The following is a 25,248-nucleotide window of genomic DNA, read 5'->3' as shown; positions in this document are numbered from 1 at the left end:
TTAAATAAAAAAGCAAGCTGTATAATGAAGCCCACACGACACTATACATTCACTAGCCAAGAAACCAATTTAATTAGCAATGAAAGCGTTTTCTGTACAATTTGAGTCTATTACACACGTTCGGACATGTCAATTTGATTTTTATGTATTTTTATATTTCATCCGTACATATTCATAGAAAATTCAGGTGCTATTTTTGCTTATTCATAGTAAACAGGACATTTGTTTGTTAATATATATGTAAGATCATATCTTGTACGTATGAGTTGTTCGACGTACACGAGAGAAAGCAGGGACGCCAGATGGCACAACGCACAAAGTACAATATGGTTAAAGATCATATTCTTGAATGGATAAAAGATGGAACGGTAAGACCAGGTGAAAAAATTCCTTCTGAAAATGAATTGGTCCAATCATTTGGAGTGAGCCGTCATACGATTCGACAAGCTGTAGGAGAACTAGTGAACGAAGGTTATCTTTACCGTGAACAAGGCTCGGGCACGTATTGCTCCCCGGTCCTTCCGACCTCGGCTCCCCAGGCGATTGAACGTTTAGGCAACGGTAAAAACATCGGTGTCATCACGACCTACATGTCTGATTATATCTTCCCGTCTATCATCCGGGGGATTGAATCTCACTTGGCTTCAAAAGGATACACGTTGACCTTATCTTGCACGGATAACAACGTCGAGAAAGAACGGCAATGCCTCGAGATGATGTTAGATCGTCAAATTGATGGGTTGATCGTCGAGCCGACGAAGAGCAGTAGCTACAATCCAAACATCAAATATTATTTAGAACTCGAACAACAGCATACGCCGTATTTGATGATTAACCAATACTATTCGCAGTTGACGCCTCCTTATTTGATCATGGATGACGAGAAAGGTGGGTTCTTGGCTGCCGAACATCTCATCAAACTTGGACATGAGCGCATCATGGGACTCTTCAAAACAGATGACCTTCAAGGGGTCCATCGGATGCGCGGCTTTATACGCGCGTTCCGGGAATACAATCTTCCCTTAGAGCCAGAATTAATTATAACGTATACGACAGAAGAACTTGTGCCTTCTTTTTATGACGTGATTCATCAAGTTTTTGAGAACGCGGACGAACGGCCGAGTGCGATCGTCTGTTATAACGACCAACTCGCCCTTAACGTGTTGGACCAGTTGAGAAATCTACGCCTCTCTGTCCCGCAAGACGTCTCACTCGTCGGATATGACGACTCGGTGCTTGCCGTCGCGACAGAGGTGAAACTGACTTCGATCATCCACCCGAAGCAAGAATTGGGTCGTGCCGCAGCCGAGTGGATCATCGCAGCCGTCGAGAAAAAGGATACGCCACCGTCACATACGTATGAACCTGAATTGATCGTCCGCAACTCGACCGCACCCTATAATCGTCTCGAATCTAAATTAGGCTGATTCACTGCTAACTTCTTGGAGGTCCTCATGAATTTAAAACATGAACATAACAAGCTATTCCAAGCGCTCGAATTTGTCACCAGCCTGGTACAACTGAACGTGGTCTTCTTCCTGACCATTCTGCCTGTCATCACGTTGTTCCCGGCCTTGTACGCTTTACATGCCGTCACACGGCAATGGTCGGTCAACCAAGATTACAGCGTGTTCCGCGCCTACTTCCGTTTCTTTAATGAAGGAGTGCGCCGTCATTATAAGCTCGGTATAGCTTGGACCTTGTTTGTATTCGTCTTGTTGATCGACTTTTTGCTCATTCGGCAAATCGATACCGGGCAAACGATTCTCTTCACCGGTCTGTTCGTGATCGGATTTGTCTTCACCTCCCTATCGTTATTCCTGTTTCCGATTTTGACGCACTACGAGATGAAGACGATGGATGCCTTGAAGTTGGCGTTATTCAGCATCATGCGATACGGCTATATTGTCGTGCTCGCGCTCTTGTTATTCACAGCACTCGGTATGCTCGCGTATCGCTCTCCGCTCTATTTGTTGTTCGGATTTTCGTTCATCGTTTTTCTAAAAACGAAACTATATCTCCACCAATTAAATCGTACTATAACGAACAATCATATCGATATCGACTCCACGTATTATTGAATTTTTCCATCTACTTTAACAAAGTAGATGGTTTTTTATTTGAATCTAAGAAGAATGGTTTACTCATCTGTCAATTTCAATAAATATGACCAAGTCACTTCTTTAGGTTGTTTAAGTTCTATTCAAAATGAATAATACAGTTCTTAGTTAGTGAGGAGGCAAAGCAATTGGGCTTTTCCGTTAATGACTTTATTGAGGATACTCCAGTTTTTGGTGACTTACATTATATTTTGCATTATGACAATGAATCAGAACGAAGAGACACTTTAGTCTTTTCGAAAACATAGTTCAGTCCTTCATTACTGAAAGAAGCTGATTTCATTAGACTACAACAAGCAACCCTTCGTATTCATAAGTAGGCTTTAGAAAAATGTGCTCCCTAATAAACTATGTATGTCTCTTCATTCCTTTATATGCCACTTATAGTTCCACACTTCAACATACTTGATCACCTCAAGTCGTTTCCTATCCAATTTTCCAACCGCTGTGTAAGGCAACTCCTTCACAAACACGATTTCTCGTGGAAGCTGATAAGTTGTCAGTCGTTCGCGCAACCAGCTCACCAGTTCTTCTTCTGTCAATTTTTCATCATATAACTGTACGTATGCTTTCAAGATGTGACCGGCGTACACATCCTCTATCCCGACGACGGCGGCGTCCTCGACATTCGGATGGTCGCGCAAAACCGTCTCGACTTCCCCAGGATAAATATTGTTTCCTGCCGAGATGATCAAGTTGTCTGTTCGTCCACACAAAAAATAATAGCCGTTCTCATCCCGGTATCCGACATCACCCGTTTGAATCCAGCGGTTCTTCCTGCTTTGCATGGACCACTTATTTCGTATGCAAAATTCCCCGATGGTGCCCGGCTCGACTTTCGCTCCATCTTTCACTACCTGTAAGTCCCCTCCCGGAATCCTTCTCCCGAGCGTGTTCGCATCATACTGTAAATCTTCTGGTGTGGCGATCAGATTCAAGCCCGCTTCCGATGTTCCATATAGATTGTATAAGACGTTCCCTAACTCGTTATGAACTTCACGGACTAAAACGGGATGAAGCTTCGCACCACCGGAAGCAATACAAGCGAGAGAATGAAGTGATGTTGGATCGTGTCGTAACATTTTATGGATCATGAGCGGGACGACCGTGACCACTTCTACCTTGTGTCGCCGAATGAGGTCACAGGCTCTCTGCACATCAAAATTCTCCTGAATGACGACCTGTTTCCCTAACGCGAGAAAAGATAAAAGGATGGCGATGCCGTAGCCATGGTAAATCGGGGTGGCAATATAAGCAGTATTGAATGACGGCAACTGCAATCGGTTCATTAGAGCTGCGAATGGAGCCAGAAAGTGAAAGAGGGATGGTTTATGAGTCACTTGTTTCGGTTTTCCGGTAGTACCGCCGGTCAATAGCACAATCTTCCCGCTCGAGGCGGCCGGAAGCTTTCCTTTTTTATGTCGCTTCGAATCCGATAGACTATTGATTGATACCTTTTCCTCATGATAGCTGACAAATGTCGAACGTTCGTAAGACGAGTTTTCAATTAAGTTTTCAAACTCATCATCGTAAATCAAAAGATCGAATGGCTGTTCTTCTACGAGTCGGTTGAACTGCAGTTGACTCATCGATGAATGAAGCATGTAGATGTCTGCACCGAGTCGTGAAGCCGCAAACATCCCTTGTACGAAAGACGAGTGGTTGTGACAGAGAAACGCAACTTTTTGTCCCTTTTTAACCCCATACTGATTAGCGAAATGATAAGCGAGGTGTTCACAGCGTGACTTTAGCTCTAGATACGTCACTGTTTCTCGGCTATCCACTAAAGCCGTTTTTTGACTCCCTGCTCTTTCAGTCAATGTAAAAAGAAGCATCAAGTTGATTCCATTTTGACGGATTGCGACGAACAGACGGCCTAGATTCGATGGTGATAGAAACTGGAGCTGCGACAAGACTTTCAATAACTTAACCATTCTTATTGTCACGCTCCTTTCTCTTAAGGAATGCAGGGACCATCCAGTCTATCGGTCTTCTGAAAACAAGTGATGCTACTTGACCGAGGAACAACCACCACGGCTTATATACTGTTCCTTTCGTATACAAGGCATGTCCGATTAATTCTGCCACATGTACCGGTGACATGGCAGGTGAATGCTGATAAGCCAGCGTCGGTTTGATCATCGGAGTTTTTACTAGCGGTAGATATAGAGTCGTCGTGGATATATTTTTGATTGTGAGTTCCGGACCCGCGGAGCGAAACCACGTATCGAACGCGGCTTTTGATGCCTGATAGGCTGCCCAGTGAGGAAAAGGATGAAGTAACACATTGATGGTCGACACATTGACGATCTGCCCGTTCTTCTTTTCGAGCACCGGAATGAGCGACAAAATCAATTGTACGGGAGCAAAATAATTGATTGCCATCGTCCGTGTGAAGTCATGGTATCGATCGAGTGACTCAGTGATGGGACGATTGATGGAGATTCCAGCATTGCTGACGAGAACATCCAATCCGTCCGGTAGTTGATGGAGATACGCCAGCAAACCATTCCGTTCCTCTTCAATTCGAAGATCTGCCGGGAACACGGTCACCGTGGCTGACCCCTTTTCGATTTCAGACTTCATGGCGTTCATGTCTGATTCTCTACGGGCAACGAGAATCAGATGCGCGGTTGTATCCGCTAGTAAAAAAGCGAACGCCTGCCCGATTCCTGAGCTCGCTCCAGTAATCAATACCGTTTTCCGATCCAACGCTGACTTCATTTTCTGATGATCGAAGGAAGGAAATCGGAATAGGAGTCTCTCTAGTAACGTGTAGTCATACATATAGACAGCACCTTTTTTGATTTTTACAATAGAACGATCACGAACTAAATAAATCTGTATGTTTAGAAGTAAAATTACTGCTCTTGTATACATGTAATGCCAAATGATATGTAACAATTTAACGAACAGAAAATGAAGTTCCCAAGATGAACGTCAGCCTTAATTACTTCAATGACTACAAAAAATCTAGCAAATCTAAATCTTCACTACATTTATAAAAGAAGTTTGGACCAATCATGGCTTTAATCATTTCAGATAGCTGATAGTACGAGGGATCATCAATCAAATTCATCAACTGGAATACATACCCTTTGTTAAATGCAACTCCATCATAACAATTATAGTCTTCGACCTCATTTGGAATAGAAACTGAATTCACGTACAACAATTCATCACTCCAATAATTAAGCCATTCCACTTCCTTAACTTTAGAAAAACCTGTTTCGTACATGAGATCCTCTCGTTCTTCAATTCTTCTAGATATTGATGCTTGGAATGGACCCCACTCTCGACAAATTCGATCAAATAACCGAATCCATTTGTCCTTTTCATTCAGAAAATTTGTCTTGCTGATCACCAAAACGAAACCAACATTTCCTGGTAACCCATCTTTCAAATTATGAATGTTGAGATAACCTTTACTATTTTTTAATCGACAAATAAAGCTGTAAAAATCATCGTTGCCTTCTGTCCACATCTTCAGAAAGGTGTCATTCGAAAACTCAGTTCTAAGTGGTTCGTAAAATCCCATCTTTCCGATTTCAATCTGAAACGTTTCGAAGATATGTAGCATCTGTAATGCCCATTTTTCATTCTGTAAGTCGTGAAAAAAGTTAAAACTAAGCCTTACTTCTCTCATATATTTTCAACTCGCCCTGTATTCATTTTTTAAATCCAAAAATGACAAACTACACTTCATCACTCAACAACAACATTATGAAAAATTTTGTTTTTATACAACGAACAGCAGTATACACCTTCAACATGAAATGTATACTGCTGAATTAATATTTCATCATTCATTTCCTTATTTTTTACCATTCGCATATCTAGTGAAATTATCGAGAATCGCCTGCCATCCCTGTCGTTGCATTTCAACCGGATTCATCGATTCCGCATCAAACACCTCGACCACCTTCGTCTGATCCCCTTCAGAAGTAAATGAAATTCTGACTCTCCGTTCATCCTCAAGGCGATACTGAATGAGCTCATTTTCTTCAACTTCCTCATATACCCCTTCAAAATCAAAGCCCATGCTCTGATCTTTCGCTTCCATTCGACTACGAAACTTCCCGCCGACCCGTAAGTCGTTCTCCGCCTCAATCGTATGCCAATCGTCAGACGCATGATTCCATTGTTTGATATGTTCAGGTTCTGTCCAGAATTTCCAGACTGTGTCGATTGGTGCATCGACGAGCGTTGATATCGTCACGACATTTGATTCCATGATTCGTTTCCCCTTTATTCTACAATTTTTGATCAATCACGAATGCGCTGCCCGTCCTATATGACGAACGCAATATGAGATTACTTCCCTATCAATCACATCTTCTCCTGCTCTCATTTCAACGATTGAAAGATACTTAAAACAAAAACCTTGAGTGGCACTCAAAATCGAGTTCATTCAAGGTTCTTTTCATTTCATCATTGAAACTTAACTCTTGGCAATCCCAAGCATAAATCCAGCGACGACAATCAACCCGATTCCCATGAAAACAAAGACGCGTTCTTTTGTCGTCTTCTCTTCTTTCAAGAGATAGATCCCACCAAGTGTCGCCACGACGACGTTCAATTGGGATAAGGCGAACGAAGTCGCAATCCCCACTTCTCCGCTTGAAACGAAAAGTCCGAAGTTCCCTATTCCCCAGGCGATCCCCGCCAAGATGTTTTTGAATGTGCGTGGATCCAGTTTCTTGACGTCCTTTTCACGAAGACTGAACAGAAGTGCCGCGATGAACATCCCGGCGGATTGTGGAAGAATCGCGGTGATCCCTTCTACTTCAAAGTAGTTCGTCAAGACGGCATACGTGACGTAACCAATACTCGAAACGAATAGGACGAGTAAACCCTTTTTCAACGCACCGGCACTGTCCTGATCTTTCTTCTGTTGGTAAGAAGTCATAGTCGCCCCGATGATGATCAAGACGAGCGCTGAAAACCCTAACCATAGCTCCGTCGATGTCTGCCAGTCCCCGAGTACGATGACCCCAAAGAGAGAGGTCCCAACGAGTTGCATCCCCGTGCTGATTGGCATCGCTTTGGAGACGCTTAAGATTTGGAACGATTGGAACTGCAAATATTGACCGAGCGCCCAGAACGCCCCTGAGATAAATCCGGTCACGATGGCGAGTGTCGTGAACTCCGGTCGGAAGACGAGGGCAATCACTGTTGCCATAATCATCGCCCCGATGGTCGTTCCGATTAACTGCTGAATCGGTTTTCCTCCTACTTTCGACACGATGAGTGGAATACTTCCCCACATGAGTGCCGGTAAGAGTGCCAAAAGAATCATTTCCATGAAGCACACCTGCTTTCTTAATATAACGTCTAACATGAAATTCCCACGTCTCCAATTTTATAAACCTAAATTCAAAAAGGGAATTGCCATGTCGAATACTACGATGATATAATGATTTCGAACGGGGCATTAGCTCAGCTGGGAGAGCGCTACGCTGGCAGCGTAGAGGTCAGGGGTTCGAGCCCCCTATGCTCCATTAATTGGTCACATCTCGAATGAGGTGTGGCTTTTTTATTGGTATGGTGCGATTCAACCTCTTTCTGAACGGGTAATGATAGTTAGACTTTTTCATATAAGGGGGAATTTTGATGGAACGTACATCTGTAGAAGAAACATTGACGAGCGTGATCGAATGCATGCGCGCATGCAACCACTGCTTCTCAAAAAGTTTGCAAGAAGAGGATTTACACATGTTCACCGAATGCATCCGCCTGACTCGAGAATGCTCAGACATTTGTACTTTAGCTTTAAATGCCTTAGAAACAGATTCAGCCTTTTCAAAACCAATCGTTGCTTTATGCGCCCAAGTCTGTGATACGTGTGCGGTTGAATGCGGACGACACCAGCACGACCATTGCCAAGCCTGTGCCAAAGCATGTGAGCGTTGTGCGGAAGCTTGCCGAACACTTGTTGCCGCTTAAGCACGACATTCGTCTAACTTTCTGTTAGACTTTTTTTATTGCTTACGAAAGAAGGTAAACTATGAACCATACCATTCTCGCACTTGACGTGGAGACAGCTAACCGTGATAGTCGCAGCATCTGTTCTGTCGGATGGAGCATCCTTCAAAATGGTGATGTGGTCGAAACCGACCAGCGACTCGTCAATCCCGAGGAAGACTTTGATATGGGTAACATCCGCGTCCATGGCATTCGTCCGAGTGACGTGTGGGATGCACCGGCATTACCGGAAGTACTTTCCTCTCTTTACCCGATTTTACGGGAAGTGGACCTCGTCATCGCACATAACGCTTCATTTGACATGGGTGCCTTGAGAAAGGCGATTGTGAAATATGATCTATTCGATTTCCCGACAATCGAGTACGGTTGCACCGTCAAACTGTCACGTAAACTGTATCCAGGACTCCCGAACCATAAGTTGAACACGATGGCAGAACACTTGAACGTGCCGTTTATTCATCATGATGCTGCGGAAGATGCTCGCGTATGCGCGCTACTTATGCGAGACATGATGCAAAAAACCGGCATCACAAGCCCAAAAGAATTACATCGCTATACGTCCGTGAAAACAGGAACGCTCGCATATTAAACCGGTCATGAAATCATGACCGGTTATTTTTTGAAAATCCATCTCTTCTGGACATAATAACTGACGAAAAAGAGAGAACTATCGACGACTACTTTTAGGATGACCTCGCCTTGTCTGAGCAAGAGAAACAAGAGATAAACAAGGAGTGCTGAAACGGCCATTTGAAGCACGACGAGACTAAAATATTTCGGAAGAGACCGCCGCGCCTTCGAATCGAAGACTACTTTTCGATTAACGAGATAATTGAAGAGAGAGGAAATGATTCGAGCGATGACCGTCGCGATGACGACGTGAGCCGTATCGAAGTATGGGGATAATAAATAAATAAAGAGCGCATACATCCCTACGTCGACAAGGAACGAGGCGACAGAGGATAACGAATACATCAAAAACATCCGATAAATTAAAATCGAGTCGAGAATCGGTCTAAAATGGGATGAATCATTTTCATTCTCATATACGGTCTGGATGGTCGTTTGTTGAATCGGTACCTGCAATCGTTTCGTGAACGTGAGCATATTCATCTCGAACTCATATCTATTTCCAGGAATGTCAAGCAGTTGCCTGGCGTATCGCATCGGGATGGCTCGAAGTCCCGTCTGCGTGTCTTTTAACTTCAGCCCGCTCCCAATCAACATCACGAGCCGTGTCGCCTGATTGCCGAATCGGCTCCGGAACGGAATCGCATCTCCGCTAAAATCTCGACATCCCATGATGAGATGATGTGGTTTATTCAACCCTTCCTCATAGACGCTGACGACATCTTGCGGTAAATGCTGCCCGTCGGCATCGACCGTGATGACCCCCGTTTTATCCGGATATGTGTCCACCACATACCGTAACCCCGTCTTGATTGCTGCTCCCTTCCCTTGATTCTGTTCGTGCGTTAACACTTGGTCGACAAATGATGCAATCTTATCAAATGTGCCTACCGACGATTCGTTACTACCGTCATTGACCACAATGATGTTCGCAAACCCACTCGCCCTTAACTTCTCCACGAGTGTGACGAGTGCCTCATCAGGGTTATAGGCCGGAATCAAAATCGAATACGCTTGGCGTGTTTCCACTTCATGCATCTGCATCGCCACCCCTCCTTCAATTCCTCTATACCCGAAGCAATGAATTCTCATTCCCAATAAAAAAACATCAGCCCTAAGGCTGATGCATGTACTCACCCGATAAAGATCAAGTAAGACGAAACGAAATAGACAACGACAACGAGTAACGAAGGAATCACATAACGTACCTTCGACGTGACATTTTGTCTTAGCACACTATACATGACGAGGATCGATAGGATGGTGATTCCGACCGCAGATACGAGGTGTGACGTCGAGACATCTGCGAGAATCGATCCATTCCGATAGAAGACATCTGACATGGCGATAATCAACATGTTGAAGATATTCGAGCCGAGAATCGAACCGAATGCCAAGTTGACATTACGTAGTTTGAGCGCCATGAACACAGCGACCGCTTCCGGGAGTGACGTCGATGCTGCAATCAAGAAGCTACCGACAAAACTAGAACCGAGTCCTGTGACAACGGCAATTTGATCACCTGTGATGGAAAGGGCTGTTCCTGCCGCCATGATTACGATTGCAGCAATGATGAATCCAAAGACCGCACGTTTCAGCGTGATCTCTTCATATTTACCGACGACCACTTCTTCTTCGACTTCATGCTCCGCGACCGGCTCTGTCGGTTGTTTCCCGATATAGTAGATTCCGATACCGTATAGAATCGCAATCAAGAGCGCGTCGACTCCGATTCCGATAAACGTCATATCAACGCGAACGATCAAAGCAATCAACGTCGTGACGGTCAAGAGTAACCCAAGTCCGGCCGTGTACAGGTGGTCCCGACTCGCATAGTTGAACAATTGCTTCTGTCGGAAGTATAGGTCGAACATCGCTAAGATAAAGATATTGAATAGGTTACTTCCAAGCATGTTCCCGATGGCAATGTCGGGGTTGTCAATCATGACAGCCGATATACTCGTTGTCACTTCCGGGAGCGACGTCGCTCCTGCCAATAAAACTGTACCGATGAGCATCCCGCCCATTTTCGACTTTTCAGTCATGACGTCGGCGTACGTTGACAATTTGATGGCGGCGTAGACGGTGATGGCCGCGGCCAGTAAGAAATAAACAAATACCATTTTTTCCTCCTCCTTGGGTAAACAAAAAAGACCTTTTTATGGACGACAAAAACGCCCATAAAAAGGTCTTGCGGACTTGTAAAAGCTCGATGGACCGAGTGCGTATGCACTGTAATGACGACCCATCGACCACAACTGTGGTCGCTACTCCCCTTTTTATCTTCCTTTTGACTATAGCATGAAGAGAACTAGTTGACAATCGAGCGGCGCATGAGCGCGAGAAGCTCCTGTGGGTCGAGAGCCGTCCGATATGCGAGTTCTTGCATCCCCGCGAGCTTCTCGGGTAACAATGGCGTGATCCAACCCGCTTCGTGAAGTCGTTTTCGGAAGCACACAATCTCTTCGTCATCAATCGTCTCTCGCGCAACAATCTCTCTTAATTCATATGCCGTTTGACATAGTGGTGCCGATTCTTGCAACCATTCGTCCTCGATGAAATAAGTCAACATGGATTCGAGGAGTCTTGCCACTTTTCGATCTTTCGCATTCTTCTCACCGTAAAACAATAGATGGAGTTCTTGTTCATACAAGCCAATCAGGTCTGTCGAGCTCCGAAATGGTTCAAATGCTGACAGCAACTCATGGTAATACCACGATTGGTCCCGCATCGGCCGTTTAAAACGTTGCCACACCTTCATCCCTTCCATCTCAAGATCATAACGGATGGAGCGGAGATTATGTAGCTTGTCCGCCACGAGAAGTGCGACTTCATCAAATTGAAGTGACTGCACCTGTTGAAGTGTCATCCGTTTTCGCTGTTCCCACGACTCTTCACGATTTTTCTCCGAGACCGCGAGAACGAGCCTGTGAACGTCAGAACCGAATTTTGATAAGATTTCTTGTGGGTCTGTCTTCGTGTCCTCAACCAAATCATGAAGCAATCCTGCCGCCACCACTGCCGGTGCTTGATGATCGGACTCAAGAAGCATGGCGACCGAGAATGGATGTGACAAATATGGAATGGTTGAACCTTTTCGATACTGTCCTCCGTGACGAATAGACGAAAAACGCAGTGCTTCTTCAACGAGTGGATTCATGTCACAATCCTCCTTCTTCCGGATGAAAACTCTTCTATCCCTTACCCGGAATTAGGTATAAATAACCTAAATTCTGACCAGTTTTAGGTATATTGTCGCATCATTCTTCATAAATCATTTTTTTCGTCATTCCCCCATCGATGACAAGATTATGACCGTTCACAAAACTGTTTTGACGGTCAATCAAGTACTGCACAGCGCGGACGATATCTTCCGGTTCACCGACCCGTCCTGATGGGTGCTGCTCATGATCAATCTCGCGTAATGCCTCATCGGACGTATGAATCCATCCTGGACTGATTGCATTCACTGTCACGGGGCGATCGCCTAATGAGATGGCGAGTGAATGGGTCAATCCAACGATGCCTCCTTTAGATGCACCATATGCGTCCCAATGCGGCTCATTCTGGAAGGCACGTGTTGAGGCCATGTTGACGATTCTTCCGTACGACTCACCTTGATTCAGTTCTAAAAAGTATTTCGCACAACTAAATGTCCCGACTAAATTGACATCGATGACTCGCTTGAACGTGTCAATCTCAAGCTCATCAATCGGCTTGACTAGCGAGGCGATCCCTCCGTTATTGATCAACACATGGGCTCGACCAAATTCGTTGTGAATATCGTCAAAGACACGCTTAAGTTCAGACGTGTCTCCAAGGTCTACTTGATAAAAGCGTAACCCTTCGATATCCGGATCATCTCCAATGTCTAGCCCGATCACTTCATACTGATTTACGAAAGCTTGTGCAATCGCATAACCAATTCCTTGACTAGCTCCTGTTACAATCATCACGTCTGTCATCATTCATCCCTCCTAAAAGACTGCATACCCAAATCTCGATTAGTCGGACCATAGTTTTCGATTCGAAGTCGTGATCACACTCGCTCCCGCATCAAGTGCCGCCTGGACTTCCTCCTTTGTTTCAATCAGCCCACCTGCGAAAACGGGTATCCCCGTCTTCTCCTTCACACGTTGAATATACTTCGGCACAATGCCTGGCAGTACTTCAATATAGTCTGGTTTTGAACGTTCAATGTGTTTGATACTTTTCTCTAATGAGGTGGAATCAATTAAAAATAAACGCTGCACAGTGACCACATCATTTTGCTTTGCCTTGACGATGACGTTTCCTTTTGTCGAGATGATGCCGAACGGTTTTAACGTCTGACAGACATACTCCGTCGCATACTCGTCGGCCTTCATACCTTGTATCAAATCCATATGGATGAACACTTTTTTATCATGCTTCCTCAATAATTTGGAGATGGAGTCCAATCGGCTCATATGAATCTCTAGTAACACCCCTAATTCGAAATCACTCGATAAAAACCGCTCTAAATCCCGCATGTCCCGTATCGCCGGTAAGATGGATTGACCATTGATCATCAACTATTCCCCCTGTCTCTTTCTCATTATGCAGATAGCGTATTTTTAAAATCAAGGTTTACTCATTCAATATATCGGGAAAATAAAATCAACTTGTGCAGAGGGGGATTTGAGTATGGTCAATGAAGTGACTGTAAAAGTCGAAACACCGACTCCAGAACAACACCAAGCGTTACGCGTGAAGGCGGGGATGCCACGACGTTCTGATCGAGGCACGGTGAAAGGACTTCAAAATACGCTTTTTGGGATTTGTTTATACTTAGATGATGAGATTGTCGGAATGGGACGTGTCGTCGGTGACGGCGGAATGGTATTCCATTTAGTAGATATCGTCGTAGACCCGGAGTGCCAGGGTCTTGGACTCGGAAAATTAATCATGGAGCATTTGATGGACTGGATCTTACAAGAAGCGGATGAAACGGCCATCATTAGTTTAATCGCAGACATTCCAGCCGATGGGTTGTATCGACAGTTCGGTTTTGATTACTCACGACCTGAATCCGTCGGAATGGAGTATCAATGGAATCAAAGAGAAAGCTAATTGGCGTCATGAGAGGAGATGACGTATGGATGGATTAAATATCATCGTGTTGCTCGGATTGGCGCTCACCCTCATCTCTGTCCTCAGTCTCCTGATTGAACAATTATTTTTCCCGAGTATTTTAGCGTTTATCGCAATCGGGGTCGGGGTCGGTTTTTTCTGGGATGGGAATGAAGTCTTTAAAGTCGCGGGAGAGATTGGAATCATTCTTTTGTTTTTCCTACTCGGTCTAAAGTTTCCACTACGTGAACTTTGGAAGCGCATGCGAAAAGTATGGAAGGCGGGAATACTCGATATCATTCTGTCATTCGGGGTATCGTTCGGGATTGCATTAGCATTTGGTCTCGACTTCCCTCGCGCCTTTTTAATCGGGGCCGTCTTATATGCGACGAGCTCCTCCATCTCTGCGAAGCTGCTTGAGCGGCATTCCGAAAAACATGAAGATATTAAAGAGTTTGTGCTCGCATTACTGATCTTTGAGGATATTTTTGCCCCACTCCTCTTGACGGTCGCCCCTTTCATCATCCAAGAAGAACCGGTTGCGATGTCCGATATCGGAAAAGTGTTCGCAGGATTTCTTATATTTGGCGTACTCTTGTTCATCGGTTCGAGCTTCGTATCCAAGCAACAAAAATTTTCGAAGCACTTACTGCGACAAGATGACGCGAGCATCGGTCTGATTGGACTCATTCTCTTTTTCGCAGGAATCGGCATGGTGTTTGGATTATCTGAGATTTTAGGGGCATTCATCGCCGGGATCATGCTCGCAGATTTCCACGATGTGAGACCGCTGAAGCGTTTGACCGTACCCGTCCGAGATTTATTCTTGCCGATCTTTTTCATCTCGTTCGGTATCTCGATCAACCTCGAGAAAGGCGTCATCGTAAATGCACTCTTCTTCGTCTTGATTGTGTGGGGAGTATTATCCAAATGGATTGTCGGACGCGTCGGGGGCAGAATCTATGGCTTGACGCGTGTTCAGGCGAATGAAGCCGGGTTCTCACTCGCGCCACGAGGGGAGTTCTCTATTTTATTCACCGCCCTTTCGAACGGGGCCATCAACTTGTTTGTCGGTCTCTATATTTTCGTGTCAGCCATTGTCGGAATCATTCTGTTCCGTTTCTCAGAGTACTTGGCAGAAAAAACGGAGAAAACCCTCACGAAAGTCTTACCTGACAAGAAAAAAGAAGAATGAATTGGCGGACCCATACGCTGGGTCCGCCTGTTTTGTGCGTTAGTCTTTCGCTAGTTTGTTGTGCCGTTTTTTACGCCATACAATATAGATGATGACGCCGATGAACAGTAGCCCATAGATTGCATAAGAATAGGCATCGAGGTATGAGAGGATATCTTGCCAGTTCTCTCCGACTTTCATCCCGATGAGGATGAGAATGGTATTCCATAAGGCTGTTCCAGCCGTACTGAGCAGTAGAAATTTCACGAATGGCATGTTTGACATCCCTGCAGGAATCGAGATCAGGCTTCGAACGACCGGCATCAAACGTCCAAAGAAGACCATCCAGCCCCCGTACCGGTCGAACCAGGCATCCGCTTTCTTTACGTCATTCAGGTCCAGTCGTAACCACTTCCCATATTTTTTCGTCCATTTTTCGATCTGCTCGACATCAAACAATAGTCCGAGGCCGTATAATAGCACCGCTCCTAATATAGCTCCGACTGTCGATGCCACGATGACGAGCGTGATGGACAAGTTCGTCTTTACAGCAAAAAAACCACCAAAGAGTAAGACGACTTCAGAAGGGATCGGTGGAAACACATTTTCAATAAAAATCATGAATGCAATCCCTATGTAGCCGTACTGTTCAATCACAGAAATCATCCAGTCACTCATGTCTCTTCCTCCATTCTCCCCCACTATACCCGTCCATTTCGCTATATAATCGTAAGGACATGCTACACTCAAAGAAAGGAGCTGATTGAAATGGAAGAAACAGTACGGTGTCCTTGGTGCGGGACGGATCCACTTTACGTCCGTTACCATGACGAGGAATGGGGAAAGCCCGTTCACGATGACCAGAAGCACTTTGAATGTCTGACACTCGAGAGTGCGCAAGCAGGACTCAGTTGGATCACCATCTTGAGAAAACGTGAAAATTATCGGTTGGCTTATGCCGACTTTGAGGTGCATCGAGTTGCCAGCTTTACGGATGAGGATGTGGAGAGACTCCTCGCCGATAGCGGGATCGTGCGAAATCGACGAAAAATCGAGGCGTCGATCAATAATGCGAAGCAGTTCATCAAACTACAGGATGAGTTTGGCTCATTTGATTCGTACATCTGGTCATTCGTCAACGATGCACCAATCCTGAATGCATGGAATCGTCTTGAAGATGTTCCTGCGACGACGGAACTTTCTGAACGATTGAGTAAAGATCTGAAACGACGCGGCTTTAAGTTTTTAGGACCGACAACGGTTTATGCTCATCTACAAGCGACGGGTCTTGTCAATGACCACCTCACCTCTTGCACGTTCCGATAACTTAAGACCAGCTCTCAAAAATATCTTTACATTTCCCCACTTGTTGTGACAATATTTTGACAAAGTGATACTTTATCACCGAAAGCGTTTTCATTTTTTTTATTTTTCGGGGGGATGTTGATGAACGGAATTTTAGTGTCCATTGTCGTGTACATGGCACTGATGGTCTTGCTTGGGATCATCGCGTATCGGAGAACAAGCAGTATCGGAGATTATATGTTAGGTGGTCGGGCACTTGGTCCCGGGGTCGCCGCTTTATCTGCCGGTGCATCAGACATGAGTGGATGGCTCTTAATGGGATTGCCTGGTGCCATGTATGCGTCAGGGATTTCAAGCGGTTGGATTGTCATCGGGTTGACAATCGGCGCCTATTTGAACTGGTTATTGGTCGCACCGAGATTACGCATTTATTCATACATATCGGATGATGCGATCACAATTCCAGACTTCTTTGAGAAACGCTTTAAAGACACAAAAGGCGTGTTGCGTTCATTTTCAGCTGCTGTCACGTTAATCTTTTTCACACTGTATGCGACAAGTGGATTCGTTGCCGGCGGTCGCCTATTCAATGCCGTCTTCGACATTGAATTTGTAACGGGAGTGATCATTCTCGCTTCTATCATTATTCTGTACACATTCATCGGTGGATTTCTAGCAGTCAGCTGGACAGATTTTGTTCAAGGATTGATCATGCTGTTCGCCCTTATTTTTGTACCTGCCATCGCCATTATGGCAACTGATGGGGTGTCAAACGCTTTAGACACGGTACGAAATATTGATGAAGCATTACTTGACCCCTGGACAGGACAATCACTCATCGGAATCATTTCGCTATTTGCGTGGGGACTTGGCTATTTCGGTCAGCCACACATCATCGTCCGTTTTATGGCAATCGAAAAGCTCGAGGACATTAAGACGGCACGTCGAATCGGGATCTCATGGATGGTCTTCACCGTTGTCGGGGCGATGGCGACCGGGTTGTTCGGTCTCGCCTATTACACACAACAAGACCTCACAATCGATAATCCGGAGAACGTCTTTATCAACCTATCTGACTTATTATTCCCGGATTTGGTGACTGGTGTATTGTTGGCTGCTCTTCTTGCCGCCATCATGTCGACCATCTCCTCTCAATTGCTCGTCTCGTCGAGTGCCGCGACGACAGACTTTTATCAGAAGTTCTTCCGTAAGGAGGCGGGTGACCGTGAACTCGTCATGGTTGGTCGGATTACGGTCATTCTCGTATCCGTCATTTCAATCATTCTTGCACTCGATGCAGACGACACCATCTTAAACCTTGTCGGTTATGCTTGGGCAGGGTTTGGTTCATCATTTGGTCCGCTCATCTTGTTCAGTCTGTTTTGGAAACGAACGACGCGTCAAGGCGCGCTTGCTGGAATGTTGACTGGAGCCTTTGTCGTCATTCTATGGAAGAACTATGCCGCTTATCTTTTCGGAACGTTTGGGACATTGTATGAAATGATTCCAGCATTCTTCCTGTCGGCACTTGCCATCTATATCGTGAGTTTGGTGACACCGCCACCAAATGAGGTCATTCAACGTGAGTTTGACCAAATGCAAGACATGGTCAAAGAACATATCAAATAATTCTCATGACAGGTCAAAAACGACCTGTCTTTATTTATTTAGGCAGGATTTTTCTTAATTATCGACGAATTTTAGGGTTATCGTACGAATCTGTCGTGAATAGGAGAATCGGGATGAAACCAATCAAGATCGTCTCTCGTCTTACCTTCCTGTCTAGCTTTGTTTTATTAATTGCTTGTGGTACGACTCCGGCAACGAATCAAGAAATACCAGAAGAAGTCGAAGAACCGATTGTCGAGGTACCTGAAGAAATGCCGCCTGCCGAACCGGAACCGATTGTCACGACGGCCTCCCTCTATGCAATCGGCGACATCCTTCTACATGATTCGGTATACAACGCAGCTCGTACTGATGAAGGGTATGAATTTGATACTGCATTCGAACAGATCTCTCCAATATTGAGTCGCGCCGATTTATCAATCGCCAACCAAGAGAGCATGATTGGCGGGAGTGAGATCGGGCTTTCGAGCTACCCGGCATTTAACAGTCCTTTTGAAATTGGAGATGCCTTACAACGGGCAGGAATCGATTTGGTCACGACAGCGAATAATCATACGCTCGACCGTGGCGTCCGAGCCATTGAAAGTTCGATCGACCATTGGAACGCAATCGGAATGCCTTATACAGGCTCCTTCCTATCTGCTGAGGACAAGGCGAATATTCGTACGTTGACGGCCAACGATATTTCTTTTTCCTTCCTCGCATACACGTATGGGACGAATGGAGTCGTACCGAAAGAACCCTATCATGTGAACTATATCGACCTCGCACAGATGCAACCAGAGATTGAGAAGGCGGAACAGTCGACTGACATGACGGTCGTCTCCCTCCATTTCGGTACGGAATACGAGCCGTTACCGAATGAGAGTCAAACTGAGCTCGCCCAATCGTTAGCAGACCTCGGAGTCGACATCATCATCGGTCACCACCCTCACGTGCTGCAACCCCCGACCATGCTAGAAGGAGTTCATGGCAATCAAACATTTGTCATCTACTCGCTCGGTAATTTCCTTTCCGGACAACAAGGAGATGAACGAAACACGGGCGGCATCATCGGGATTGATGTGGTCAAGACAACCGAAGATGACCAATCGACTATTGAATTGAAAAATCCGATGTTCTATCCAACCTTTACGCAAAAATCATCTGACGGACATTATGAGGTCGTCCCGTTAAAGGCTGCTCGTCCTGAACTTCTTATCCCTGTTAGCGACCATATGTCGCAATGGTTACCCCAACTCAAAATCGAACAATGACGACCACGAAATCACTCGTGGTCTTTTTATTTTCAAAAAAGTGTTGCCACACGACATCTTATCCCTTACACTGAATTGTATATTTATAAACAAATATTAATAATTATTCATAAGGGGTGTTCATATTTTGAAACAGAAACTCGTATTGGCTTACTCAGGTGGTCTTGACACATCGGTTGCGATTAAATGGTTGGACGAACAAGGTTATGATGTCATCGCCGTCTGTTTGAACGTCGGGGAAGGGAAAGACTTAGAAAAGATTCAACAAAAAGCGATGAAAGTTGGAGCGAAAAAATCAATCGTCATCGATGCGATCGACGAGTTCGTCAACGAGTTCGCTCGCTATTCGATGCAGGCCCATACATTATATGAAGGCGTATATCCACTCGTTTCGGCACTATCACGCCCCCTCATCTCGAAAAAATTGGTCGAGGTCGCACAGGCCGAAGGTGCCGTCGCTGTGGCTCATGGATGTACCGGGAAAGGAAATGACCAAGTGCGTTTTGAAGTGTCCATTCATGCACTCGATCCTTCACTCGAAATCGTCGCACCGGTTCGGGAATGGAAATGGTCACGTGAGGAAGAAATCGCGTATGCGGCAAAACATCAAATTCCGATTCCAATCGTTCAAGAAGAGCCATTCTCAATCGATCAGAACATCTGGGGACGCGCCATCGAATGCGGCATCTTAGAAGATCCTTGGGCAGCACCTCCGGCAAGCGCATATGAGTTAACAGCAGCACTTGAGGACACACCGCATGAACCGACTTATCTTGAGATTGAATTCAAGAACGGAGTGCCGGTCGCTATTGACGGGAAGAGCCAATCGTTCACCGATATCTTAAAAGAGCTCAATATCGTCGCGGGTGCCCACGGCGTCGGGAAGATTGACCACATCGAGAACCGGGTCGTCGGTATCAAATCACGTGAGGTGTATGAGGCACCTGGCGCCATGACATTAATCACTGCACATAAAGCTCTTGAAGCCTTGACACTCGTTCGTGAAGTGGCGCATTTCAAACCGATTGTCGAACAAAAATTGACGGAAACGATCTACAACGGACTTTGGTATTCACCGCTCACAAAAGCACTTCTTGCCTTTATCGATGAGACACAAGCGACCGTCACAGGAACGGTTCGCATGAAACTGTTTAAAGGACAAGCCATCGTCGACGGACGGAAGTCGCCAATCTCGCTTTATGATGAGGAACTTGCGACCTATACGTCAGCAGATACGTTCGATCAGCAAGCAGCTGTCGGATTCATCAAGTTGTGGGGTTTGCCAACAAAAGTTCAATCAGAGGTGTTGATGGAAAAGGGAGCGTTCGTCAATGAGTAAATTATGGGGAGGCCGTTTCGAGAAGACGGCGAGCGATTGGGTCGATGCATTCGGTGCATCGATTGAATTTGACGCTCAACTCGTCCTTGAGGATTTAGAGGGTAGCATGGCACACGTGACGATGTTAGGTGACCAAGGCATCCTCTTAAAAGAAGAAGTCACTCAAATCCTTGATGGATTACAACAACTTAAGCAAAAAGCACTCGCGGATGAATTAAAATTCGAGGTGTATCACGAAGATATTCATATGAACTTAGAAGCTCTGCTTCATGAAGCGATTGGACCGGTCGCAGGGAAGATGCATACGGCACGTAGTCGAAACGATCAAGTCGCGACGGACATGCATCTTTACTTGAAAGAACGTGTGAAAGAAGTAATTCAATTGATTGAATCGCTTCAACATGAATTGCATGCACATGCTTCAGAAAACGTAGAGACGATCATGCCTGGCTACACGCACCTCCAGCGTGCACAACCGATTTCACTGGCCCATCATTTGCTCGCCTATTTCTGGATGCTGGAGCGGGACAAGGAGCGGTTTACGGACAGCTTGAAACGGATTGATTGGTCCCCTCTTGGCGCAGGAGCCTTAGCAGGGACAACGTTTCCAATCGACCGTTCCCGTTCAGCTGAATTACTTGGATTCAATCGGGTTTACCCGAACAGCCTCGATGCCGTTAGCGATCGTGACTTCATACTCGAGTTTCTTTCAAATGCATCAATGCTTATGATGCACCTCTCCCGCTTCTGTGAAGAATTGATTCTTTGGGCAAGCGAAGAGTATCGCTTCATTACAGTGTCTGATACGTTCTCTACCGGTTCGAGCATGATGCCACAAAAGAAAAACCCTGACATGGCCGAACTCGTCCGTGGAAAGTCGGGTCGAGTGATTGGAAACTTGATGGGCTTGTTGACGCTCATGAAAGGACTTCCGCTCGCTTACAACAAAGATTTACAGGAAGATAAAGAAGGAATGTTTGACACGGTCAAGACCGTTCAAGGCTCACTCAGTATCATGGCGGGGATGATGAATGAATTGACGTTCCATCCTGACGTCATGAAACAAGCGACCGAGCGTGATTTTTCTAACGCTACAGAACTCGCTGATTATTTGACGGCAAAAGGAGTACCGTTCCGTGAAGCTCACGAAGTGACGGGTAAACTCGTCAAATATTGCGTGGATGAGCGATTGTATTTACGCGAGCTTCCAATCACGGTGTTCCAAACGTACTCTGAATTGATTCAAGAGGATGTGTATCATGCCTTGACCCCTGAACAGGCAGTCGCATGTCGAAACAGTTACGGTGGCACTGGATTCGATGCCGTCCGTGAACAATTGAATGAAGCTTCGGCATGTATTAGCACGATGACCTATTCATAACAAATACGCGCCCTCGTCAATAAACGAGGACGCGTATTTTTGTTCATCCATTCAATATAAAAATTATATAAATCAGTACTCGTCGTCTAGTTCCCCCTCTTAATGATAACAAGAATCCTGTTCAACAAACAGACTACACTTTAATGTGTTCACGTACGATAATGGTCTCAATACGATATAAATAGGAGGCATTCACATGAAATCTTCTGTTCAGTTGGACCCAGGTCCGTTCTTTCATGGAACGAAAGCAGAACTTGTTGTTGGAGATCTTTTAGAAGTTGGCCATATGTCGAATCATCGCCATGAGCCGCTACGTCACCTTTATTTTACGGCGACTTTGGATGCTGCAAAATGGGGGGCTGAATTAGCAAAAGGAAACGGTCCTGAGCAAATTTATATCGTGGATCCGGTTGGAAATTTTGAAAATGATCCAAATTTAACGGATCAACGATTCACTGGAAATCCTACTCGATCCTATCGGACAATCGAACCGCTCCTCGTAGTAGGCGTTTTAAAATCATGGGAACGTCACTCAGAAGAGATGATTGAAAAGATGCGTTCATCGATTGAGGAATTACGTCTAACCGGAAACGATCACATCATTGATTAAGTTTGAAAAGCGAAAAACTACTTGTCATCCCTATTCGAACATGTTAACTTTTATATTGTTAACGTTAACTGAAAAGGGGTTTACATATGAAAATTCAAGATATGACTCAAATCGCCTTCGGAGCGGCACTCATCGCAAGTATTGGTTTCATCGAAATACCGATTGGACCCGTTCCGATCACCCTTCAAACACTCGCCATCATGACCATCGCCGGCATATTCGGTGCAAGGAAAGGATTTTTGGCAGTCATCGTGTACCTCCTGCTCGGCTTGATCGGACTTCCAGTACTGAGTGGTCAAGGAGGTCTCGCACCATTTGTAGGACCAACTGTCGGATATTTAATCGCCTTTCCGATTGCAGCGCTCTTCATTGGCTGGTTCAGCGAACGCTATCGCTCCATTCCAGCATTGATTGGCTATAACTTTTTGTTCGGTCTAGGGCTCGTCTACTTACTCGGAAGTATGGGACTCGAGATCGTTCTCGGTATGTCGTTCATTGATGCGCTCAAAGTAAATATTCCATTCTTCTTTGGTGACGCTTTGAAAGCAGTACTTGCTGCCATATTAGCCGTGAAAATTTCTCAGAACGTTCAAGTCCGTCGTTCCCTCGCTTCGTAAAGGTTCGAACGTTTCACCCGTTTCCATCTGTGGAATAACTGTAGTATGGAAGGGGGTGTCCCGATGAGCGACTCGACGTTTAAAAAACGCTTACAGAAAGCGACCCACTTTTACCAACGCTCTGACAAAGGGCAGCGTCAAGGAATCGATAAGTCGTCTCATGAGAAACGTGACACAGATGCGTTTGAGCGAAGACTCCGTGAGGCTAAAGCGAAAGTTGGCGAGATTCAAGAAAACATTGACCATATTGCTAGACGTTAAAACCCCGTCCGAAGACGGGGTTTATTTTTTGCGTGGTCGAATGAGAAGGGTGACGATGAACAGAAGCGCTAATGTGACGAGAAGTGCAAGTGATGCCGTATTCCACCCGATCAAATTCAACCCTACACTGATGGCGACCGTGATATAAAATCCACCTAGCGCTTTTTTGACGTGCTGCGAGCTGAAACGTTGTAGCTGTTTCGCCCCAAAGGGTGATCCGATCATGGCACCCGCAATCAGAGCAAGACCGTGCAGATAATTCGTTTCAGCACCTGCCACCGTATAACTGATGACACCGGATAAGACGATGAGAAGCGCTGCCGTAATACTCGTTCCGACTGCACGCTTCATCTCTGTGTTCAACAACTTGACCTGAAGAGGAGTCAAGACGAATCCACCGCTTACTCCCATCAACGAGGAGATGAACCCCGCGAACACACCGATGATCCCAAGGCGTGGTACAGAGTCCGTTCCGACGCTTCCTTCCACATGCTGTTTCGAACGAAAGAAAGAAACCGCAAAATATGTGAGTAATGCGATATAGACGAGTGAGATGATCAGTGTCGCCCCATCGACTCCTTCTAAATAAAAGACAAGCGGTGTGGCAATCCAGGTCCCGACAATCCCGAACAAACCGATCCATAAGGCGTGTGACACGTTCACGTTACGCAAACGGATATGCGAGATCGTTCCTGCCGTCGTTGATCCGAGCGTCAACATCAGGCTAAGGGCAATCGCCGCACTCGCTTCATACCCGAAGACAAGGAGAAGTGGTGTCAGTAAGATTCCACCACCAATTCCAAAGAATCCACTCAAGATTCCGATTAACGTTCCTAAAAGGAGAAACTGTAATACTTGTAAAACGTCCATGTTGTACCCTTCTTTCATTGGTCTCGTCTGCAATCATATCAAAAAGGGGCGTCGAATGCGCCCCTTTGCTTACAATGACCGTTCTAGAAACTCGAATATTTGTTGACGATATTCATTCTGGAATGACTGGTACGATCCGACATGACCTTCGTTATCAGTCACCCAAAGTTCGACGCGTTCTTGTGCTTCAGCCAATTTTTCACTTTCAGAAACAGGAATCGCATCATCGTCTTTACTGTGGATCAATAAGATAGGAGCCTCAATCAACTTGATATCCTGAATAGGAGATACGACATCGGCATCGAGACCGGTGAACCAAGGGGTCACAGTCATGATGACGGGCGTGAACGGAACGTTCGGCAAGTCACTCCATACCGGAAGATTTGTCTCGAGATAATTTCGTAAATCACTAAACGGACTGTCGGCGATGACTGCAGCAACTTCGACATCATCAGCTGTAGAGAGTGCTGTCGCCGCTCCCATTGAAATTCCGTACAAGACAACTGGTCCTTCTGAACGACCTTTCGCATATTGGATGGCCGCTTTTAAATCGGATTGTTCTTTAGCGCCGACCGTGACTCGGTCACCCTCTGATATCCCTGAACCGCGAAAATCGAACGTTAAAAATTGGTATCCTTGTTCATGAAATTCTGGAATCAACTCTTTCAACGGTAAATCTTCCTGTTCACGGTTCTTCCCATATCCGTGGGCAAAGACGATGGTCGCACGCGGCGTAGGATGAGGAATCCACCATCCGTATAAGTCATATCCTTCCTCCGATTCGATTGTCACATTCTCGTACTTCAAACCAAGTGATTTCGGGGTGTATGTCAATGTTTCCCGCTCCGGTGACGTCAACTGGTCCCCAATATGAGCCGAGATTCCTCCGATAGCCAAACCGGCAACGAGTAAAATGATGAGTATCGCAATACTCAATAGTTTCATCCAACGATTCATCCGTAACTTCCCCTCGATTCTAT

The 25,248-nt window shown here is 45.5% G+C and carries 27 protein-coding genes and 1 tRNA gene; 15 read left to right on the top strand and 13 right to left on the bottom strand.

The genetic code is table 11. From position 1 onward, the window contains the following. Positions 1 to 302 precede the first annotated feature (302 nt). Both KNO70_RS05980 and KNO70_RS05975 read left to right on the top strand, forming a co-directional pair. The gene (locus KNO70_RS05980) at positions 303 to 1,427 is read left to right on the top strand and encodes a GntR family transcriptional regulator (RefSeq protein WP_214757318.1); all 1,125 of its coding nucleotides are present in this window, start codon (positions 303 to 305) and stop codon (positions 1,425 to 1,427) included. Between the two features lie 27 nt (positions 1,428 to 1,454). Further along, positions 1,455 to 2,081, top strand: a complete 627-nt coding sequence (locus KNO70_RS05975) for a YesL family protein (RefSeq protein WP_214811497.1) — start codon at positions 1,455 to 1,457, stop codon at positions 2,079 to 2,081. Positions 2,082 to 2,482: 401 nt separating this feature from the next. On the opposite strand, the gene KNO70_RS05970 is transcribed toward KNO70_RS05975, so the two are convergent. The 5 genes from KNO70_RS05970 to KNO70_RS05950 form a co-directional block, all read right to left on the bottom strand. Continuing rightward, positions 2,483 to 4,054, bottom strand: a complete 1,572-nt coding sequence (locus KNO70_RS05970) for an AMP-binding protein (RefSeq protein ID WP_214811494.1) — start codon at positions 4,052 to 4,054, stop codon at positions 2,483 to 2,485. Continuing rightward, complete coding sequence (locus KNO70_RS05965; protein WP_251028270.1) at positions 4,047 to 4,832, bottom strand: SDR family NAD(P)-dependent oxidoreductase; 786 nt, start codon at positions 4,830 to 4,832, stop codon at positions 4,047 to 4,049. Before KNO70_RS05965 ends, KNO70_RS05970 begins: the two co-directional genes overlap by 8 nt. A gap of 250 nt (positions 4,833 to 5,082) precedes the next feature. Then, positions 5,083 to 5,766 (bottom strand): hypothetical protein, encoded by a 684-nt coding sequence (locus tag KNO70_RS05960; protein WP_214811482.1) that lies wholly within the window; start codon positions 5,764 to 5,766, stop codon positions 5,083 to 5,085. Between the two features lie 168 nt (positions 5,767 to 5,934). Next, a complete protein-coding gene (locus KNO70_RS05955) occupies positions 5,935 to 6,354 on the bottom strand; it encodes an SRPBCC family protein (RefSeq protein WP_214757326.1) in 420 nt (139 codons plus the stop codon). A gap of 207 nt (positions 6,355 to 6,561) precedes the next feature. After that, on the bottom strand, positions 6,562 to 7,425 hold the full coding sequence (locus KNO70_RS05950) for a GRP family sugar transporter (protein WP_214811479.1): 864 nt from the start codon (positions 7,423 to 7,425) through the stop codon (positions 6,562 to 6,564). 123 nt (positions 7,426 to 7,548) lie between these two features. On the opposite strand from KNO70_RS05950, the gene KNO70_RS05945 reads away from it, so the two are divergent. The 3 genes from KNO70_RS05945 (at position 7,549) to KNO70_RS05935 (ending at position 8,694) form a co-directional block, all read left to right on the top strand. After that, positions 7,549 to 7,621: transfer RNA gene (locus KNO70_RS05945), tRNA-Ala, on the top strand. A gap of 112 nt (positions 7,622 to 7,733) precedes the next feature. Continuing rightward, positions 7,734 to 8,066: a four-helix bundle copper-binding protein gene (locus tag KNO70_RS05940; protein WP_012726406.1), complete on the top strand. Its 333-nt coding sequence runs from the start codon at positions 7,734 to 7,736 to the stop codon at positions 8,064 to 8,066. Positions 8,067 to 8,127: 61 nt separating this feature from the next. Further along, positions 8,128 to 8,694 carry a 3'-5' exonuclease gene (locus KNO70_RS05935; RefSeq protein WP_012726407.1) on the top strand — a complete coding sequence of 189 codons (567 nt, stop codon included), beginning with the start codon at positions 8,128 to 8,130 and terminating at the stop codon, positions 8,692 to 8,694. A gap of 23 nt (positions 8,695 to 8,717) precedes the next feature. On the opposite strand, the gene KNO70_RS05930 is transcribed toward KNO70_RS05935, so the two are convergent. The 5 genes from KNO70_RS05930 to KNO70_RS05910 form a co-directional block, all read right to left on the bottom strand. Next, positions 8,718 to 9,779 carry a bifunctional glycosyltransferase family 2/GtrA family protein gene (locus tag KNO70_RS05930; protein ID WP_214757328.1) on the bottom strand — a complete coding sequence of 354 codons (1,062 nt, stop codon included), beginning with the start codon at positions 9,777 to 9,779 and terminating at the stop codon, positions 8,718 to 8,720. An 89-nt stretch (positions 9,780 to 9,868) separates the two neighbouring features. Then, entirely contained in the window at positions 9,869 to 10,858 is a 990-nt protein-coding gene (locus KNO70_RS05925) for a sodium:calcium antiporter (RefSeq protein ID WP_214686866.1), read from the bottom strand. A gap of 188 nt (positions 10,859 to 11,046) precedes the next feature. Then, on the bottom strand, positions 11,047 to 11,895 hold the full coding sequence (locus KNO70_RS05920) for an HD domain-containing protein (protein ID WP_214684136.1): 849 nt from the start codon (positions 11,893 to 11,895) through the stop codon (positions 11,047 to 11,049). A 100-nt stretch (positions 11,896 to 11,995) separates the two neighbouring features. Beyond that, a complete protein-coding gene (locus KNO70_RS05915) occupies positions 11,996 to 12,703 on the bottom strand; it encodes an SDR family NAD(P)-dependent oxidoreductase (protein ID WP_214686868.1) in 708 nt (235 codons plus the stop codon). 36 nt (positions 12,704 to 12,739) lie between these two features. Beyond that, on the bottom strand, positions 12,740 to 13,285 hold the full coding sequence (locus KNO70_RS05910) for a glycerol-3-phosphate responsive antiterminator (RefSeq protein WP_214684134.1): 546 nt from the start codon (positions 13,283 to 13,285) through the stop codon (positions 12,740 to 12,742). 115 nt (positions 13,286 to 13,400) lie between these two features. Here KNO70_RS05910 and KNO70_RS05905 point away from each other — a divergent pair, with 115 nt between their 5' ends. Both KNO70_RS05905 and KNO70_RS05900 read left to right on the top strand, forming a co-directional pair. Continuing rightward, a complete protein-coding gene (locus tag KNO70_RS05905; protein ID WP_047795266.1) occupies positions 13,401 to 13,826 on the top strand; it encodes a GNAT family N-acetyltransferase in 426 nt (141 codons plus the stop codon). Positions 13,827 to 13,851: 25 nt separating this feature from the next. Continuing rightward, positions 13,852 to 15,021, top strand: a complete 1,170-nt coding sequence (locus KNO70_RS05900; protein WP_214811476.1) for a cation:proton antiporter — start codon at positions 13,852 to 13,854, stop codon at positions 15,019 to 15,021. A gap of 39 nt (positions 15,022 to 15,060) precedes the next feature. Here KNO70_RS05900 and KNO70_RS05895 read toward each other — a convergent pair whose 3' ends face one another. Further along, complete coding sequence (locus tag KNO70_RS05895) at positions 15,061 to 15,678, bottom strand: DedA family protein (protein ID WP_031423550.1); 618 nt, start codon at positions 15,676 to 15,678, stop codon at positions 15,061 to 15,063. Positions 15,679 to 15,768: 90 nt separating this feature from the next. Between KNO70_RS05895 and KNO70_RS05890 the strand changes: the two genes are divergently transcribed. The 8 genes from KNO70_RS05890 to KNO70_RS05855 all read left to right on the top strand — a co-directional run bounded on the left by KNO70_RS05890 (position 15,769) and on the right by KNO70_RS05855 (position 23,398). Beyond that, positions 15,769 to 16,326 (top strand): DNA-3-methyladenine glycosylase I, encoded by a 558-nt coding sequence (locus KNO70_RS05890; RefSeq protein ID WP_214684131.1) that lies wholly within the window; start codon positions 15,769 to 15,771, stop codon positions 16,324 to 16,326. Positions 16,327 to 16,446: 120 nt separating this feature from the next. Further along, positions 16,447 to 17,934, top strand: coding sequence for a sodium/proline symporter PutP (gene putP, locus KNO70_RS05885; protein WP_214686873.1), 1,488 nt, complete (start codon positions 16,447 to 16,449; stop codon positions 17,932 to 17,934). Positions 17,935 to 18,047: 113 nt separating this feature from the next. Next, positions 18,048 to 19,190, top strand: coding sequence for a CapA family protein (locus KNO70_RS05880; protein ID WP_214684129.1), 1,143 nt, complete (start codon positions 18,048 to 18,050; stop codon positions 19,188 to 19,190). 124 nt (positions 19,191 to 19,314) lie between these two features. After that, entirely contained in the window at positions 19,315 to 20,529 is a 1,215-nt protein-coding gene (locus KNO70_RS05875) for an argininosuccinate synthase (protein ID WP_214684873.1), read from the top strand. Further along, a complete protein-coding gene (gene argH, locus KNO70_RS05870) occupies positions 20,522 to 21,910 on the top strand; it encodes an argininosuccinate lyase (RefSeq protein ID WP_214811473.1) in 1,389 nt (462 codons plus the stop codon). The genes KNO70_RS05875 and argH overlap by 8 nt, the downstream gene beginning before the upstream one ends. 196 nt (positions 21,911 to 22,106) lie before the next feature. Further along, positions 22,107 to 22,520 carry an NAD(+)--rifampin ADP-ribosyltransferase gene (gene arr, locus KNO70_RS05865; RefSeq protein ID WP_251024852.1) on the top strand — a complete coding sequence of 138 codons (414 nt, stop codon included), beginning with the start codon at positions 22,107 to 22,109 and terminating at the stop codon, positions 22,518 to 22,520. Between the two features lie 86 nt (positions 22,521 to 22,606). Then, positions 22,607 to 23,137 carry a biotin transporter BioY gene (locus KNO70_RS05860; protein ID WP_078147005.1) on the top strand — a complete coding sequence of 177 codons (531 nt, stop codon included), beginning with the start codon at positions 22,607 to 22,609 and terminating at the stop codon, positions 23,135 to 23,137. A 63-nt stretch (positions 23,138 to 23,200) separates the two neighbouring features. Beyond that, positions 23,201 to 23,398 (top strand): hypothetical protein, encoded by a 198-nt coding sequence (locus tag KNO70_RS05855; RefSeq protein ID WP_012726425.1) that lies wholly within the window; start codon positions 23,201 to 23,203, stop codon positions 23,396 to 23,398. A 21-nt stretch (positions 23,399 to 23,419) separates the two neighbouring features. Here KNO70_RS05855 and KNO70_RS05850 read toward each other — a convergent pair whose 3' ends face one another. Both KNO70_RS05850 and KNO70_RS05845 read right to left on the bottom strand, forming a co-directional pair. Beyond that, the gene (locus KNO70_RS05850; protein ID WP_078147006.1) at positions 23,420 to 24,268 is read right to left on the bottom strand and encodes a sulfite exporter TauE/SafE family protein; all 849 of its coding nucleotides are present in this window, start codon (positions 24,266 to 24,268) and stop codon (positions 23,420 to 23,422) included. Positions 24,269 to 24,337: 69 nt separating this feature from the next. Beyond that, the gene (locus tag KNO70_RS05845) at positions 24,338 to 25,225 is read right to left on the bottom strand and encodes an alpha/beta hydrolase (RefSeq protein WP_078147007.1); all 888 of its coding nucleotides are present in this window, start codon (positions 25,223 to 25,225) and stop codon (positions 24,338 to 24,340) included. Positions 25,226 to 25,248 lie beyond the last annotated feature (23 nt).

Origin of the sequence: Exiguobacterium sp. s181, assembly GCF_018617125.1 — a bacterium.
In the GTDB taxonomy this organism is placed as follows: Bacteria; Bacillota; Bacilli; order Exiguobacteriales; family Exiguobacteriaceae; genus Exiguobacterium; species Exiguobacterium profundum.
The sequence above is the reverse complement of the archived record's forward strand: the minus strand, read 5'-3'. Positions and strand labels throughout refer to the sequence as shown.

What these genes read in the sequence shown, in the direction of transcription:
- KNO70_RS05980 (WP_214757318.1), top strand. Translation starts at nt 303, where the DNA reads ATGGCACAACGCACAAAGTACAATATGGTTAAAGATCATATTCTTGAA.
- KNO70_RS05975 (WP_214811497.1), top strand. Translation starts at nt 1,455, where the DNA reads ATGAATTTAAAACATGAACATAACAAGCTATTCCAAGCGCTCGAATTT.
- KNO70_RS05970 (WP_214811494.1), bottom strand. Translation starts at nt 4,054, where the DNA reads ATGGTTAAGTTATTGAAAGTCTTGTCGCAGCTCCAGTTTCTATCACCA.
- KNO70_RS05960 (WP_214811482.1), bottom strand. Translation starts at nt 5,766, where the DNA reads ATGAGAGAAGTAAGGCTTAGTTTTAACTTTTTTCACGACTTACAGAAT.
- KNO70_RS05955 (WP_214757326.1), bottom strand. Translation starts at nt 6,354, where the DNA reads ATGGAATCAAATGTCGTGACGATATCAACGCTCGTCGATGCACCAATC.
- KNO70_RS05950 (WP_214811479.1), bottom strand. Translation starts at nt 7,425, where the DNA reads ATGGAAATGATTCTTTTGGCACTCTTACCGGCACTCATGTGGGGAAGT.
- KNO70_RS05940 (WP_012726406.1), top strand. Translation starts at nt 7,734, where the DNA reads ATGGAACGTACATCTGTAGAAGAAACATTGACGAGCGTGATCGAATGC.
- KNO70_RS05935 (WP_012726407.1), top strand. Translation starts at nt 8,128, where the DNA reads ATGAACCATACCATTCTCGCACTTGACGTGGAGACAGCTAACCGTGAT.
- KNO70_RS05930 (WP_214757328.1), bottom strand. Translation starts at nt 9,779, where the DNA reads ATGCAGATGCATGAAGTGGAAACACGCCAAGCGTATTCGATTTTGATT.
- KNO70_RS05925 (WP_214686866.1), bottom strand. Translation starts at nt 10,858, where the DNA reads ATGGTATTTGTTTATTTCTTACTGGCCGCGGCCATCACCGTCTACGCC.
- KNO70_RS05920 (WP_214684136.1), bottom strand. Translation starts at nt 11,895, where the DNA reads ATGAATCCACTCGTTGAAGAAGCACTGCGTTTTTCGTCTATTCGTCAC.
- KNO70_RS05915 (WP_214686868.1), bottom strand. Translation starts at nt 12,703, where the DNA reads ATGATGACAGACGTGATGATTGTAACAGGAGCTAGTCAAGGAATTGGT.
- KNO70_RS05910 (WP_214684134.1), bottom strand. Translation starts at nt 13,285, where the DNA reads ATGATCAATGGTCAATCCATCTTACCGGCGATACGGGACATGCGGGAT.
- KNO70_RS05905 (WP_047795266.1), top strand. Translation starts at nt 13,401, where the DNA reads ATGGTCAATGAAGTGACTGTAAAAGTCGAAACACCGACTCCAGAACAA.
- KNO70_RS05900 (WP_214811476.1), top strand. Translation starts at nt 13,852, where the DNA reads ATGGATGGATTAAATATCATCGTGTTGCTCGGATTGGCGCTCACCCTC.
- KNO70_RS05895 (WP_031423550.1), bottom strand. Translation starts at nt 15,678, where the DNA reads ATGAGTGACTGGATGATTTCTGTGATTGAACAGTACGGCTACATAGGG.
- KNO70_RS05890 (WP_214684131.1), top strand. Translation starts at nt 15,769, where the DNA reads ATGGAAGAAACAGTACGGTGTCCTTGGTGCGGGACGGATCCACTTTAC.
- putP (WP_214686873.1), top strand. Translation starts at nt 16,447, where the DNA reads ATGAACGGAATTTTAGTGTCCATTGTCGTGTACATGGCACTGATGGTC.
- KNO70_RS05880 (WP_214684129.1), top strand. Translation starts at nt 18,048, where the DNA reads ATGAAACCAATCAAGATCGTCTCTCGTCTTACCTTCCTGTCTAGCTTT.
- argH (WP_214811473.1), top strand. Translation starts at nt 20,522, where the DNA reads ATGAGTAAATTATGGGGAGGCCGTTTCGAGAAGACGGCGAGCGATTGG.
- arr (WP_251024852.1), top strand. Translation starts at nt 22,107, where the DNA reads ATGAAATCTTCTGTTCAGTTGGACCCAGGTCCGTTCTTTCATGGAACG.
- KNO70_RS05860 (WP_078147005.1), top strand. Translation starts at nt 22,607, where the DNA reads ATGAAAATTCAAGATATGACTCAAATCGCCTTCGGAGCGGCACTCATC.
- KNO70_RS05855 (WP_012726425.1), top strand. Translation starts at nt 23,201, where the DNA reads ATGAGCGACTCGACGTTTAAAAAACGCTTACAGAAAGCGACCCACTTT.
- KNO70_RS05850 (WP_078147006.1), bottom strand. Translation starts at nt 24,268, where the DNA reads ATGGACGTTTTACAAGTATTACAGTTTCTCCTTTTAGGAACGTTAATC.
- KNO70_RS05845 (WP_078147007.1), bottom strand. Translation starts at nt 25,225, where the DNA reads ATGAATCGTTGGATGAAACTATTGAGTATTGCGATACTCATCATTTTA.